The organism is Variovorax sp. 10L421 (assembly GCF_056395365.1).
The window spans coordinates 29,525-44,002 of sequence record NZ_JBFTJJ010000007.1 but is presented as its reverse complement, the minus strand read 5'-3'; the positions used below and the strand labels follow the sequence as shown (position 1 = coordinate 44,002).

14 protein-coding genes and 1 tRNA gene are annotated in these 14,478 nt (G+C 64.7%); 9 read left to right on the top strand and 6 right to left on the bottom strand.

The genetic code is table 11. The features are described 5' to 3' along the window. Positions 1-5: 5 nt before the first annotated feature. Entirely contained in the window at positions 6-683 is a 678-nt protein-coding gene (locus tag AC1DFC_RS12040; RefSeq protein WP_007833257.1) for a lytic transglycosylase domain-containing protein, read from the bottom strand. Further along, entirely contained in the window at positions 680-2,425 is a 1,746-nt protein-coding gene (locus AC1DFC_RS12035) for a proline--tRNA ligase (RefSeq protein WP_413334054.1), read from the bottom strand. The genes AC1DFC_RS12040 and AC1DFC_RS12035 overlap by 4 nt, the downstream gene beginning before the upstream one ends. A 147-nt stretch (positions 2,426-2,572) precedes the next feature. Between AC1DFC_RS12035 and AC1DFC_RS12030 the strand changes: the two genes are divergently transcribed. Next, entirely contained in the window at positions 2,573-3,241 is a 669-nt protein-coding gene (locus AC1DFC_RS12030) for an RNA pyrophosphohydrolase (protein ID WP_007833253.1), read from the top strand. Between the two features lie 91 nt (positions 3,242-3,332). Further along, entirely contained in the window at positions 3,333-3,782 is a 450-nt protein-coding gene (locus tag AC1DFC_RS12025; RefSeq protein ID WP_237726091.1) for a CNP1-like family protein, read from the top strand. A 41-nt stretch (positions 3,783-3,823) separates the two neighbouring features. Here AC1DFC_RS12025 and proB read toward each other — a convergent pair whose 3' ends face one another. The 4 genes from proB to rplU all read right to left on the bottom strand — a co-directional run bounded on the left by proB (position 3,824) and on the right by rplU (position 6,774). Further along, entirely contained in the window at positions 3,824-4,963 is a 1,140-nt protein-coding gene (gene proB / locus AC1DFC_RS12020; protein WP_413334056.1) for a glutamate 5-kinase, read from the bottom strand. A 78-nt stretch (positions 4,964-5,041) separates the two neighbouring features. Beyond that, positions 5,042-6,118 (bottom strand): Obg family GTPase CgtA, encoded by a 1,077-nt coding sequence (cgtA, locus tag AC1DFC_RS12015; RefSeq protein WP_007833246.1) that lies wholly within the window; start codon positions 6,116-6,118, stop codon positions 5,042-5,044. 71 nt (positions 6,119-6,189) lie between these two features. Further along, positions 6,190-6,450, bottom strand: coding sequence for a 50S ribosomal protein L27 (rpmA, locus tag AC1DFC_RS12010; RefSeq protein ID WP_007833244.1), 261 nt, complete (start codon positions 6,448-6,450; stop codon positions 6,190-6,192). Positions 6,451-6,462: 12 nt separating this feature from the next. Continuing rightward, positions 6,463-6,774, bottom strand: a complete 312-nt coding sequence (gene rplU, locus AC1DFC_RS12005) for a 50S ribosomal protein L21 (protein WP_007833243.1) — start codon at positions 6,772-6,774, stop codon at positions 6,463-6,465. 191 nt (positions 6,775-6,965) lie between these two features. On the opposite strand from rplU, the gene AC1DFC_RS12000 reads away from it, so the two are divergent. From AC1DFC_RS12000 to AC1DFC_RS11970, 7 genes are all read left to right on the top strand, one after another. Next, a complete protein-coding gene (locus AC1DFC_RS12000) occupies positions 6,966-7,958 on the top strand; it encodes a polyprenyl synthetase family protein (RefSeq protein WP_478179353.1) in 993 nt (330 codons plus the stop codon). Between the two features lie 53 nt (positions 7,959-8,011). After that, positions 8,012-8,088: transfer RNA gene (locus AC1DFC_RS11995), tRNA-Pro, on the top strand. A gap of 113 nt (positions 8,089-8,201) precedes the next feature. Continuing rightward, complete coding sequence (gene pilB / locus AC1DFC_RS11990) at positions 8,202-9,935, top strand: type IV-A pilus assembly ATPase PilB (protein ID WP_413314776.1); 1,734 nt, start codon at positions 8,202-8,204, stop codon at positions 9,933-9,935. A 28-nt stretch (positions 9,936-9,963) separates the two neighbouring features. Continuing rightward, positions 9,964-11,193, top strand: a complete 1,230-nt coding sequence (locus tag AC1DFC_RS11985; protein WP_007833240.1) for a type II secretion system F family protein — start codon at positions 9,964-9,966, stop codon at positions 11,191-11,193. Further along, entirely contained in the window at positions 11,193-12,158 is a 966-nt protein-coding gene (locus AC1DFC_RS11980) for a prepilin peptidase (RefSeq protein ID WP_478179302.1), read from the top strand. The genes AC1DFC_RS11985 and AC1DFC_RS11980 overlap by 1 nt, the downstream gene beginning before the upstream one ends. Positions 12,159-12,166: 8 nt before the next feature. After that, on the top strand, positions 12,167-12,775 hold the full coding sequence (coaE, locus tag AC1DFC_RS11975) for a dephospho-CoA kinase (RefSeq protein WP_007833238.1): 609 nt from the start codon (positions 12,167-12,169) through the stop codon (positions 12,773-12,775). Between the two features lie 69 nt (positions 12,776-12,844). Beyond that, positions 12,845-14,338, top strand: coding sequence for an MBOAT family O-acyltransferase (locus tag AC1DFC_RS11970; protein ID WP_478179301.1), 1,494 nt, complete (start codon positions 12,845-12,847; stop codon positions 14,336-14,338). Positions 14,339-14,478 lie beyond the last annotated feature (140 nt).

Here is a 14,478-nt window from a genome sequence, read left to right as displayed (position 1 = left end):
GAGGCTCAGCCTGCGGAGGCGGGGTCCTTCTCGCGCTCGCGCTCCCTGTCGTTGAACACCCAGAGCCGCTGGTTGGCAAATACCGCGTTCGGGTACGGCGACTTGCCGCGGCTGCCGTTGTAGCGACCCAGCGTCATGTACAGGTCGCCGTTCTCGCGGTCGAGGTAGTGGCGAAGAATGACGCAGCCGAAGCGCAGGTTGGTCTGCATGTGAAACAGCTTGGCCGGGTCGGCGTCGCCGATCACGCGCGTCCAGAACGGCATGACCTGCATGTAGCCACGCGCACCGGCGCTCGACACCGCGAACTTGCGGAAATTGCTCTCGACCTGGACGAGCCCGAGCACCAGGCTCACGTCGAGCCCCGAGCGCTTGGCTTCGTACCAGGCGGTCTGCAGGAATTCGATGCGCGATGGCGCGTCGGCAACCTTCTTGCGCAGCCGCTCGCTCATCTCGCCCAACCAGCGCAGGTAGGCGAGCCGGGCCTCGGTGTTCGCGAACTGGGGCACCGGCGGTGCCTTGTTGTGGATGGCCGAGCTGAGCGCGGTGCGCACCGAGTCGATCAGCGGCTCCTCGATCTGCGCACCGGCCAGGGCGGTCTGTGGCAGCGACAGCATGGCGAGGGCGCTTGCCGTCACGGCGCCGCCCAGGCACTGGCGTCGCGAGAGGCCGCCCTCCACGCTCATTTCGCGAGCTTGCCGGTGATGAACTCCGCAATGCCGGCCGCAGGTACCTTGGTGGCCGCCGTGTCACGGCGGTGCTGGTATTCGAGCTGGCCTTCCTTCAGACCGCGGTCCGAGATCACTACGCGGTGCGGCACGCCGATGAGCTCCCAGTCGGCGAACATCGCGCCGGGGCGCTCGCCGCGGTCGTCGAGCAACACGTCGACGCCGGCAGCGAGCAGTTGCTCATACAGCGCTTCGGCGGCCACCTTGACCTCAGGGCTGCGGTCCATGCCGATCGGGCAGACCACCACCGTGAACGGTGCCAGCGCGTCGGGCCAGATGATGCCGCGCTCGTCGTGGTTCTGTTCGATGGCCGCCGCCGGCAGGCGCGTGATGCCGATGCCGTAGCAGCCCATCTCGAGGAACTGCGGCTTGCCACCTTCGTCGAGGTAGGTGGCGTTCATGTCCTTGCTGTACTTGGTGCCGAGCACGAACACGTGGCCGACCTCGATGCCGCGCTCGATGGCCAGCACGCCCTTGCCGTCGGGCGAGGCGTCGCCGGCGATCACGTTGCGCAGGTCGGCGACCAGGTCGGGCTCGGGCAGGTCGCGGCCCCAGTTGACGCCGGTCATGTGGAAGTCGATCTCGTTGGCGCCCGTGATCCAGTCGGCCATCACGGCCACCTCGCGGTCGGCCACCATCCTGACGGGCTTCTTGAGGTTCAGCGGGCCAAGGTAGCCTGGCTTGCAGCCGAAGTGCTCGTCGATCTCGGCCAGGGTCGCGAAGCGAAAGCCCTTGTCCAGGCCTGGCAGCTTGCCGACCTTGATCTCGTTCATCTCGTGGTCGCCGCGCAGCAGCAGCAGCCAGACCTGCGAGCCCTTGGGGTTGCCTGCGTCGTCGACAATGTCGGTGGCCAGCACGAGCGACTTGACCGTGGTCGACAGCGGCACGCCGAGCAGCACTGCAACGTCTTCGCAGGTGGCCTTGCCCGGAGTGGGCGTCTTCTCGAGCGCCTTGGCGGCGGCAGGGCGCGGGCCGGCCGGGGCCAGGGCCTCGGCCTTTTCCATGTTGGCGGCGTAATTGCTGTCGGGGCAGTAGACGATGGCGTCCTCGCCCGTGGCGGCGATCACCTGGAACTCTTCGCTCAGGTCCCCGCCGATGGCGCCGCTGTCGGCCGCCACGGCGCGATAGCGCAGGCCGAAGCGGTCGAAGATGTTGCGGTAGGCCTGCGCCATGACCTGGTAGCTGGCCTTGGCCGCGTCGAGGTCGCGGTCGAAGCTGTAGGCGTCCTTCATGATGAATTCGCGCCCGCGCATCAGGCCGAAGCGCGGGCGGCGCTCGTCGCGGAACTTGGTCTGGATCTGGTAGAAATTCTTCGGCAGCTGCTTGTAGCTGCGGATTTCCTGGCGCGCGATGTCCGTCACCACCTCTTCGCTGGTCGGCTGGATCACGAAGTCGCGGTCGTGCCGGTCCTTGATGCGCAGCAGCTCGGGGCCCATCTTCTCGAAGCGGCCGGTCTCCTGCCAGAACTCGGCAGGCTGCACCACGGGCATCGTCATCTCGACGGCGCCGGCGCGGTTCATCTCCTCGCGCACGATGGCTTCGACCTTGCGGATCACGCGCAGTCCCATGGGCATGTAGGTGTAGATGCCCGTGCCGAGCTTCTTGATCATGCCGGCGCGCATCATGAGCCGGTGGCTCGCGACCTCGGCGTCAGCGGGCGCTTCCTTGAGGGTGGAGACAAAAAATCGGGAAGCTTTCATCGGGATTGCGGTGATGGATTCGCTGGATTCGAAGTTTGGAAGTGGGGGACTGCTCCCCCGGAGAGACCCTGAGAGCCTGGCATCGGCAGCTTGCCGACGGCAACCCGGCATGCATAATCGACTCAGTTCAAAAATTGGGGTTTGATTATGCTCGACCGGGACGGCTTCAGGCCCAACGTCGGCATCATCCTGCTCAACCAGAGAAACCAGGTTTTCTGGGGCAAACGCATACGCACGCATTCCTGGCAGTTTCCGCAAGGCGGCATCGACCGCGGCGAAAGTCCCGAGCAAGCCATGTTCCGGGAACTGCACGAGGAAGTGGGGCTCCATCCGGAGCACGTGCGCATCGTGGCCCGTACCCGCGACTGGTTGCGCTACGAGGTGCCGGATCGGTTCATCCGCCGTGACGCACGGGGCCACTACAAGGGCCAGAAACAAATCTGGTATTTGCTGCAACTCACCGGCCACGACTGGGATCTCAACCTGCGTGCCACCGACCATCCCGAATTCGACGCCTGGCGCTGGCATGACTACTGGGTGCCGCTCGACGTGGTCGTCGAGTTCAAGCGCGGCGTCTATGAGATGGCGCTGACCGAGCTTGCTCGCTACCTGCCACGGCAGGATTTCCGCAACCGCTTCCTGCGCAGCAACGTGCGCGCCCGAGAATTCGAGCGCCATTCGCTGGACGCCGGGGCGCCTCCCGGACTGGACCTGCCGCCCGGCGGCAGTTTCGATCCGCATCCCGACATTCCTTCTGCGAGCGATGAACCTCCTGTCCACGACAACAAAGCGCCGTTCCTTCCGACGCAACGCTGAACGCGTCCTTCTTCTGGCCTGCTTCGGCATCCTTGCGGGATGCGCCTCGGGACCGCACGACACGGACAATCCCGACTGGGCCCAGGGGGGCATGCCGCTGCCGCCCAAGCGCTACGAGACGGACAAGGAGTGGGAGGAAACCGCAACGCCCCCACCGCCGGCCTTCAGCGAAAGCCGCCTGCTGCCGATCGAAATGCCGCCGTACATGAGCTTGAAGTTCGGCATCGACCCGAACACGATCGCGATCACGGGCGACGGCATCGTGCGCTACGTGGTGGTGGCGCACAACCGCAATGGCGGCGCCGTCAATGCCTTCTATGAAGGCGTGCGCTGCTCGACCGCGGAAATGAAGAGCTATGCGCGCTACAACAACGGCGCCTGGCAAGACGTCGCCAAGCCCGAGTGGAAGCGCCTGAACGACCTGAATTCGAGCTACACCCGGGCGCTGTCGCGCCAGGCCCTGTGCCGCGGCAATGCGCCGCGCGCCTCGATCGGGGAAATGGTCCAGAACATACGCAACCCGATACGGGAAGTGCAGTAGTCAATCCATCAACGGGGCCTTGCGCCCCGTTGTTGTTTTCATCAGTTGGGCATCAGCACCATGTTGTCGCGATGGACCATCTCCGGTTCCGCGACATAGCCCAGCAGGCGCTCGAATTCGCTCGAGGGCTTGCGGCACAGCAGGCGCGCTTCCACGCTCGAATAGTTGGCCAGGCCCCGGGCCAGTTCGACGCCATCGACGTCGCGCACCGCAATCACGTCGCCGCGCGAGAACTCGCCCGAGACGCTGGTCATGCCGATCGGCAGCAGGCTCTTGCCTTCGGCCCGCACCTTGGCGGCAGCGCCCGCGTCGACAACGACGGCGCCGCGCAGTTGCAGGTGATCGGCCATCCAGCGCTTGCGGGCCTGGTGCTTGGCTGTCTGCGCCACCAGTAGCGTACCGATGGACTCGCCTCGCGCCAGGCGCAGCAGAGCATCGGACTCGCGCCCCCAGGCGATGACGGTGGAGGCGCCCGAGCCGGCCGCGCGCTTGGCCGCAAGAATCTTGGTGATCATTCCGCCGCGGCCGATGCTGGAGCCGGCGCCGCCCGCCATGGCCTCGAGCGCCGGGTCGCCGGCGGCGGCTTCGTGCACGAACTTCGCGTCGACGTCCTTGCGCGGGTCGGCCGTGTACAGGCCCTTCTGGTCTGTGAGGATGACCAGTGCGTCGGCCTCGACGAGGTTCGCCACGAGCGCGCCGAGCGTGTCGTTGTCGCCGAACTTGATCTCGTCGTTGACGACGGTGTCGTTCTCGTTGATGACCGGCACCACGCCCAGCTTGAGCAGCGTGACCAGCGTCGAACGGGCATTGAGGTAGCGCTCGCGATCGGCCAGGTCGGCATGGGTCAGCAGCACCTGCGCACTGCCTATCTCGTTTTCGCGCAGCTTGGTTTCGTACATCTGGGCCAGGCCCATCTGCCCCACAGCCGCGGCGGCCTGCAGTTCATGGACCTCGTGCGGCCGGGTTCGCCAGCCGAGACGCTTCATGCCTTCGGCGATCGCTCCGCTCGACACCATGACGACCTCGCGACCCTCGCGCACCAGCGCGGCCAGTTGCCGGCACCATTCGCCGATGGCTGCCTCGTCGAGGCCGCGCCCCTCGTTGGTCACGAGGCTGGAGCCCACCTTGACGACGATACGGCGGGCATCCCGCAAGGCTGTGGATCCGGAGTTCGAGGTCATTTTGCGGTGAATGCTGCGAGGTTGCTTTTGTCTGTCTATCTGTCCGTTGGCAGCATCACGGGCAATGCTGCGGTGCCGCTAAGCGCCCTCGGGAGGCAGCGGCGTGAAGCGCGGGTCGACGACCACCGGCGCATGCTCGGCCACCTGCTGCGCCTTGACCTGCTGATAGATGGCCTGCACCAGATGTTCGCAGCCTTCGCGCGTGAGCGCCGAGATTTCGAACACCGGCCCCTTGAAGCGCAGGCGCTTCACGAAGTCCTTGACGCGCGCTGCGCGTTCTTCGGCCGGCACCATGTCGAGCTTGTTGAGCACGAGCCAGCGCGGCTTTTCGTAGAGTGCGGCGTCGTACTTCTTGAGCTCGCCGACGATGGCCTTGGCCTGTGCCACCGGGTCGACGTTGTCGTCGAACGGCGCCATGTCGATCACATGCAGCAGCAGGCGCGTGCGCTGCAGGTGCCGCAGGAAGAGATGGCCCAGGCCTGCGCCCTCGGAAGCGCCTTCGATCAGGCCGGGAAGGTCTGCCACCACGAAGCTCTGCTCCGGGCCCACGCGCACGACGCCCAGGTTCGGGTGCAGCGTGGTGAAGGGATAGTCCGCGATGCGCGGGCGGGCGTTCGAAATCGCGCTGATCAGCGTCGACTTGCCTGCGTTCGGCATGCCGAGCAGGCCGACATCGGCCAGAACCTTGAGTTCGAGCTTGAGGCTGCGCTTCTCGCCGGGCCAGCCCGGGGTCTTCTGGCGCGGCGCGCGGTTGATGGCGCTCTTGAAGCGCATGTTTCCGAAGCCGCCGTCGCCGCCCTTGGCGATGGTGATGACCTCGCCCTCCTTCAACAGCTCGAACAGCACTTCGCCCGTTTCGGCGTCGGAGATGATCGTGCCAACCGGCATCTTGAGCGTGATGTCGTCGCCAGCGGCACCGAACATGTCGGAGCCCATGCCGTGCTCGCCGCGCTTGGCTTCGTGCCGGCGCGAGTAGCGAAAGTCGACCAGGGTGTTGAGGTTCGAGTCGGCCACCGCGAACACGTGGCCGCCACGGCCGCCGTCGCCGCCGTTGGGGCCGCCGAATTCCTTGTACTTCTCATGACGGAACGACACGCAGCCGTTGCCGCCATCGCCCGCGGCGATGTCGATGAAGGCTTCGTCGACGAACTTCATGGGATGTCCAGTTTACAAATGAAGAAGCCCCGGCAATGCGGGGCCTCGGGCAGTTCGAAGTGACTCGAGGCTTACGCCGCGGGGGTCACGTTGACCGTGTGCTTGTTGAGTGCACCCTTGTGACCGAACGACACGTGGCCGTCGACCAGGGCAAACAGCGTGTGGTCCTTGCCCACGCCGACGTTCACGCCGGGATGGAACTGGGTGCCGCGCTGGCGCACGATGATCGAGCCTGCGCTGATCAGTTCGCCGCCGAAAGCCTTCACGCCGAGCATCTTGGGCTTGGAATCGCGCCCGTTTCGCGTTGAGCCGCCGCCTTTTTTCTGTGCCATGGAATGTGCTCCTTAGCCGGCGATCGCGCCGATTTGCAGTTCGGTGAACTGCTGGCGATGGCCTTGACGTTTCTGATAGTGCTTGCGACGGCGCATCTTGAAGATGTGCACCTTGTCGTGCTTGCCGTGCGACAGTACCGTGACTGTCACCGTTGCGCCGGACACCAGGGGCGTGCCAACCTTGATTTCAGCGCCGTTTCCGACGGCCAGAACCTGGTCGATCACGATTTCCTGGCCTACGTCCGCAGCAATCTGTTCTACTTTAATTTTTTCGCCGGAAGCAACGCGATACTGCTTGCCGCCGGTTTTTATGACCGCGTACATGTAAACCTCTTAGAAATGAGTCTCCGCAGCGAATTCCGCAGAGCCCAAGATTATAGCGCGGTTTGTGCTTGCTAACCACTCCCGACCCGAAGCGCTCCCGGCAAACCGTGGCGGCTCCCTATAATTTGCGCCTTCCGGCCCTTCCCCAGCCTGGGTCGCCCTCATCCTCCGCAGCGCTCCGCGCCTCCGCTTTGCCAGTTCCCGCCGCCGACACCTCCCCCACCGCCACCGTGCTGGACCTGATTGCCGGCGACATGGTCGAAGTCGACCGTGTGATCGCCCGCCGCCTCGACACGGGCGTGCCGCTGGTCAGCCAAGTTTCAAGATACATCATCTCGGCTGGCGGCAAGCGCCTGCGGCCGGCGCTCCTGCTGCTGATGTCGGGCGCCTTGGGCTATACGGGCGAGCAGCGCTTCAATCTGGCGGCCGTCGTGGAGTTCATCCACACAGCCACCCTGCTGCACGACGACGTGGTCGATGAATCGACCCTTCGGCGCGGCCGGGCGACTGCCAACGAATCGTTCGGCAACCCGGCCAGCGTGCTGGTCGGCGACTTTCTCTATTCGCGCGCGTTCCAGATGATGTTGGATGCCAACAACATGCGCGTCATGCAGATCCTGGCCGAAGCAACCAACGTGATCGCCGAGGGCGAGGTGCTCCAGCTGATGAACATGCACGACGCATCGCTGGATGAGGCCGCCTATCTGCGCGTGATCCGCTCCAAGACCGCGAAGCTGTTTGAAGCCAGCACCCGCCTGGCGGCCGTGCTGGCGGGCGCCACCGCCGAAGTGGAGGAAGCCTGCGCCACTTACGGACAGGCGCTCGGCACCGCCTTCCAGGTGATCGACGACGTACTGGACTACGCGGGCGATGCCAACGAGACAGGAAAGAACGTCGGCGACGACCTGCGCGAAGGCAAGACCACGCTGCCGCTCATCTTCGCGATGCAGCACGGAACCCCGGCGCAGAGCGAACTGGTGCGCGCCGCCATCCAAGCGGGCGACACCGCCCAGCTGGGCAAGATCGTCGAGATCGTGCGCGAAACCGGCGCCCTTGCTGCCTCGCGCGCCGCCGCCGCCGCCGAGGCACAGCGAGCAATTCATGCATTGAAGGACCTCCCGTCCAATTTGCATGCTTCAGGTTTGCTACAATTGGCGGCTCAGTTGCTTGAGCGACGTGCCTGAACACCTCACCTGAGTTGGCATCTAGGACGATTTCTCTTTTTTCTTGCAACCATCGGGGTGTAGCTTAGCCTGGTAGAGCGCTACGTTCGGGACGTAGAGGCCGGAGGTTCGAATCCTCTCACCCCGACCAGCCATTGGCTGGCATAAATAAATGGCCATGCCTGTTGCTGTGTAGCGATTTACAGCAAAGGACTGTTCAGCGATGATCGTGAAGCATTTTTTCACATCTTTTTCATCCGTTGAATGGCCGCAGCCGAACTTCCAGTTAAAGAAACCTCGCAGATTGCCCTCCCAGGGCTTGCACGCGCCCTGGTGTCGGCAGGCAAGCTTCCTGCCAGGGTGGCCGAGGACATCTACCAGAAGTCCCTGAGCGGCCGCACCAGCTTCATCGCGGAGCTGACCGGCTCTGGCGCCGTCTCGGCCGCCGATCTCGCCCACACCCTTTCCACCGCCTTCGGCGCCCCGCTGCTCGACCTCGACGCAATCGATCCCCAGCGCCTGCCCAAGGACCTGCTCGACCCGAAGCTGTGCCATGCGTACCGCATCGTCGTCCTCAGCAAGCGCAACAACCGTCTGATTGTTGCAACAGCCGACCCCTCGGACCAACAGGCGGCAGAGAAGATCAAGTTCGCTTCCCAGATGGGCGTCGACTGGGTCATCGCGGAATACGACAAGCTGTCGCGAATGATCGAAGCCGCCGCCGTCAGTGCAGCGGAAACGATCAACAACATCGTCGGCAGCGAGTTCGAGTTCGACGACGTCACGGCCGACACCTCGGGCGACAGCAACGAGCAGGCGGTCGCCGAAGTCGAAGACGCGCCGGTCGTGCGCTTTCTCCACAAGATGCTGCTCGACGCGATCGGCATGCGCGCATCGGACATCCATTTCGAGCCCTACGAGCACCAGTACCGCGTACGGTTCCGGATCGACGGCGAGCTGCGCGAAATCGCCAGCCCGCCCACCGTCATCAAGGACAAGCTGGCGTCGCGCATCAAGGTCATCTCGCGGCTCGACATCTCGGAGAAGCGCGTGCCGCAGGACGGCCGCATGAAGCTCAAGATCGGGCCCGATCGCGTCATCGACTTCCGCGTGAGCACTTTGCCCACGCTGTTCGGCGAGAAGATCGTCATTCGTGTCCTTGACCCCAGCAGCGCGCGCCTGGGCATCGACGCTCTGGGCTACGACGCAGACGAAAAGGAACGGCTCCTTCACGCCATCGGCCGGCCCTACGGCATGGTCCTGGTGACCGGTCCCACGGGCTCCGGCAAGACGGTGTCGCTCTACACCTGCCTGAACCTGCTGAACCAGCCGGGCGTCAACATCGCGACGGCGGAAGATCCGTCGGAAATCAACTTGCCCGGCGTCAACCAGGTCAACGTCAACGAACGGGCGGGACTGACCTTCGCGGCCGCACTGCGCGCCTTCCTGCGGCAGGATCCGGACATCATCATGGTCGGCGAAATCCGCGACCTCGAAACCGCCGACATCTCGATCAAGGCCGCGCAAACGGGCCACCTGGTGCTCTCCACGCTGCACACCAACGACGCGCCGACGACGCTCACGCGGATGCGCAACATGGGTATCGCGCCGTTCAACATCGCATCGAGCGTGATCCTGATTACCGCGCAGCGCCTGACCCGCCGGCTGTGCACCCTCTGCCGCATGCCGGCCGACGTTCCGCGCGAAACGCTGCTCGACGCAGGGTTCAGGGAAGAAGATCTGGACGGCACCTGGAAGCCCTACCGCCCCGTCGGCTGCTCCGCCTGCAACGGCGGCTACAAGGGCCGCGTGGGCATCTACCAGGTGATGCCGATCTCGGAAGCCATCCAGGAAATCATCCTGCGCGACGGCAGCGCGCTCGACATCGCTCAGCAGTCCGAAAAAGAAGGCGTGCGTTCGCTGCGCCAGTCGGGTCTGCGAAAAGTCATGCAAGGTCTCACTTCGCTGGAAGAAGTGGTGGCCTGCACCAACGAATAACGAACACACACTGAGAACCGGAGATCGAATGGCAACAGTGGCATCCACCCGCTCCCAGCCCACGCACAAGGAATTTGTCTTCGAATGGGAAGGCAAGGACCGCAACGGCAAGGCGGTGCGCGGCGAACTTCGGGCCGCCGGCGAAAACCAGGTACAGGCTGCACTGCGCCGCCAGGGCGTGCTCGCCTCCAAGATCAAGAAGCGCCGCATGCGCTCCGGCAAGGCGATCAAGCCCAAGGACATCGCCATCTTCACGCGCCAGCTGGCGACCATGATGAAGGCCGGCGTGCCCTTGATGCAGTCCTTCGACATCGTCGGGCGCGGCAATGCGAACGCGAGCGTGGCCAAGCTGCTCAACGACATCCGCAGCGACGTGGAAACCGGCACCTCGCTGTCGGCCGCCTTCCGCAAGTTCCCGAAGTATTTCGACAACCTCTACTGCAACCTGGTGGAGGCCGGCGAAGCGGCCGGTATTCTGGAAGACCTGCTGGACCGCCTTGCCACGTACATGGAGAAGACCGAGGCGATCAAATCCAAGATCAAGTCGGCGTTGATGTACCCGACCTCGGTGGTGGTCGTGGCCTTTGTGGTGGTCGCGATCATCATGATCTTCGTGATTCCCGCGTTCAAGCAGGTGTTCACCTCGTTCGGGGCCGACCTTCCCGCACCAACGCTGTTCGTGATGGCCATGAGCGAATTCTTCGTCTCGTATTGGTGGCTGATCTTCGGCGGCATCGGCGGCGGCCTCTACTTCTTCATGCAGGCGTGGAAGCGCAACGAGCGCGTGCAGAAGGTCATGGACCGCCTGCTGCTTCGCATTCCGATCTTCGGCACCTTGATCGAGAAATCCTGCGTTGCACGCTGGACACGAACGCTTGCGACGATGTTCGCGGCAGGCGTCCCCCTCGTCGAAGCCCTCGACTCGGTGGGCGGCGCCTCGGGCAACAGTGTCTATGGCGACGCCACGGCGAAGATCCAGCAGGAGGTTTCCACGGGCACCAGCCTGACCTCGGCCATGACCAACGCCAACCTGTTCCCGTCGATGGTGATCCAGATGACCGCGATTGGCGAGGAATCGGGCTCCATCGACCACATGCTGGGCAAGGCCGCCGACTTCTACGAATCGGAAGTGGACGACATGGTCGCGGGCCTCTCGAGCCTGATGGAACCCATCATCATCGTGTTCCTCGGCACCATCATCGGCGGCATCGTGGTGTCGATGTACCTGCCCATCTTCAAGCTCGGCCAGGTCGTCTGATGCTCGTTTCGAGGGAGTTCGACACCGCGTTCGCCGGTGTGCTGGGGCTATTGATCGGCAGTTTCATGAACGTCGTCATCTACCGCACGCCAGTGATGATGTATCGCGACTGGCTCGCCGATGCCGTTGCCAACCTCATGCCGTCGAAGGATGCGCCCTCGCTGTGGTCGCTGGCCTTCGGTCCAAAGGTGTCGCCTCCCGCGGGGCTGGAAGCGGCTGCCGACAAGGCCGCCGCAGTCCTCGAAGCGCAGCCCCCTTTCGACCTGACCCGTCCCGCATCGCGCTGCGGAAACTGCGGGCACAAGATCCGCTGGTACGAGAACATCCCCGTGCTGAGCTATCTCGTGCTGCGCGGGCGCTGCGCGTCTTGCAAGACTTCGATCAGTCCTCGCTACCCGCTGGTCGAACTGGTCACGGGCGCGCTGTTCGCGCTCTGCGCCTGGCGTTTCGGCATCACGCCGACCGGGGTGCTCTGGGCCGCATTCGGCGCCCTGCTGATCTGCCAGTTCCTGATCGATTTCGACACCCAGTTCCTGCCCGACTCGCTCAACTACCCCCTGCTCTGGCTCGGCCTGGTCGGTGCGGCCATGGGCTGGACCGGCGTGCCGCTGAGCTCCGCCGTCTGGGGTGCCGTGTTCGGCTACCTGAGCCTCTGGCTTGTGTACCATGGCTTTCGCCTGGTTACGGGCAAGGAAGGCATGGGCTATGGAGACTTCAAACTGCTCGCCGCGCTGGGCGCCTGGCTCGGCGCCGACTACCTCATCGCGATCATCCTCGTCTCTTCTCTGGTGGGCGCGGTGATCGGTGTGACGCTGCGCGTCGCCGGCAAACTGGCGCACAAGGACATTCCCATCGCCTTCGGCCCCTTCCTGGCCGGCGCGGGCCTCGTCTGCCTCGTGGCGGGCCCCGAAATCGTGAGGCAATGGATTCCGTTCGCCTTTCCCCTCGGCGCACTGATCCATTGATACACCGCATGGTGCGGCGCATCGGCCTGACGGGCGGCATCGGCAGCGGCAAGAGTACCGTCGCGGGGCTGTTGGTTGCCCAGGGGGCGGTGCTGGTGGACACCGACGCCATCGCGCGGGCCATCGCGCTCCCGGGCGGCATTGCCATGCCGGCCCTCGAAGCCGCTTTCGGCGCCGAAATCATTGCCCCCGACGGCGGCCTGGACAGGGCCGCCATGCGGCAGATCGTGTTCGCGGATGCAGGCGCCAAGGCCCGCCTCGAATCCATCCTCCACCCCTTGATCGGCGCCGAAACGCAGCGCCTGGCCGCGGCCGCCGGCGAGGACGCGGTCGTCGTGTTCGATGTTCCCCTGCTCGTTGAATCCGGCCGCTGGCGCGCCCTCGTCGACCGGGTGCTGGTGGTCGACGCCACCGAGGAAACGCAGCTGAAACGCGTCGTCGCACGCTCGGGTTGGGCACCCGAAGCGGTCAAGGCGGTGATTGCCCAGCAGGCCACGCGCCCGGCACGCCGGGCCGCCGCCGATGCGGTCATTTTCAACGAGTCCCTGACGCTGGAGGAACTCGGCCAGCAGGTTCAAGGTCTCTGGGAACGGTGGATTCGGGCAGGCACGCGATAATTTGGCGTTGACGCCGCGACGGCTACACGACGACCACGTCAAACGGCGCACGCCTCAGCGCCCCTCACGATGCTTTTCAATTCGTATTCCTTCATCTTCGTTTTCTTCCCGCTGGTCCTGATCGGCTTCTTCCTGATCGGTACGCGCAGCCCCCGGTCGGCGGCGGGTTTCCTGGCACTGGCATCACTGTTCTTCTACGGGTGGTGGAGCGTCAAGGCACTGCCCCTCCTGCTGGGGTCGATCTGCATCAACTACTGGTTCGGGCTGCGGCTGACGCCTTCTCCGGGCCGCGAGGACAAGCATCGCAAGGCCTTGCTGATCATCGCGCTGGTGGTCAACCTCGGGGTGCTGGCCGTCTTCAAGTACGCCAACTTCTTCCTGGAAAACGTCGATGCCGGCTTGGCGGCTGCGGGCTTCTCGCAGATCGATCTGGTGCACATCGTGCTGCCGATCGGCATCTCGTTCTACACGTTCACGCAGATCGCCTTTCTGGTCGACTGCTGGCAGGGCAAGGTGCACGAGCGCAGCTTTGTCCACTACGCGCTGTTCGTGACCTACTTCCCGCACCTGATCGCGGGCCCGGTGCTGCATCACGCGCAGATGATGCCGCAGTTCAACAATCCGGCCACCTACCGGTTCAACGCGAACAACGTGGCGCTCGGACTGGGCATCTTCGTCTTCGGCCTGGCCAAGAAGATGCTGATCGCCGACCCGCTGGGGCAGTACGCCGACATGATGTTCAAGGGCGTGCACGAAGGCGTGATGCCCTCGCTGTACACGGCCTGGTTCGGTGTGCTGGCCTACACGCTGCAGATCTATTTCGACTTCTCGGGCTACTCCGACATGGCGGTGGGCCTGTCGCTGTGCGTGGGCGTGCAGCTGCCGCTCAACTTCAGGTCGCCCTACAAGTCGACCAACATGATCGAGTTCTGGCGGCGCTGGCACATCTCGCTGTCGACTTTCCTGCGCGACTATCTCTACGTGCCGCTCGGCGGCAACCGCAAGGGCCCGGCGCGGCGCTACATCAATCTCTTTCTCACGATGCTGCTGGGCGGCCTGTGGCACGGCGCGGCCTGGACCTTCGTCATCTGGGGTGCACTGCACGGCGCGTACCTGATGGTCAACCACTTCTGGAACGCGAAGGTCCGGCGCGACAAGACCGGAAGCACGGTGCTCGGCCGCGTGGCCGGCTGGTTCATCACCTTCCTGTGCGTCATGATCGCCTGGGTTGTGTTCCGGGCCGACAGCATGACGGCCGCCGTCGAGATCTACAAGGGCATGCTGGGCCTGCACGGCGCGCCCGTGTCGGCCTTCAGCGAGTTCCGCGTGCCGTTCCGCAAGCCCGAGTTCTTCCAGACCGTCTTCGCCGGCCTGGTGATCTGCCTGGCGCTGCCGCCCACCATCACGCTCGACCGCTGGATTCCCAACGTCGCGGGCCTGGCCGGACGCCCCCGCCTCCAGCGCCTGGCCACCTGGGTCACGGGCCTGGGCTGCGTCTATCTTTTTGGCCTGTGCGTGTCGAAGTTCGGCAGCTACAGCCCGTTCCTCTATTTCCAGTTCTGAAATGAATCTCCCCCAGGCTTCGCGCACTTCGTGTCGCTTCTCCTACCCCCTCGCCGGGGGCGACGCCGGTGGCCCGGCAAAGCCGGTTCCACGGCGTCCCGCGAATGGAGCATGCCCGGTTCATGCGCTGGAGACCATTC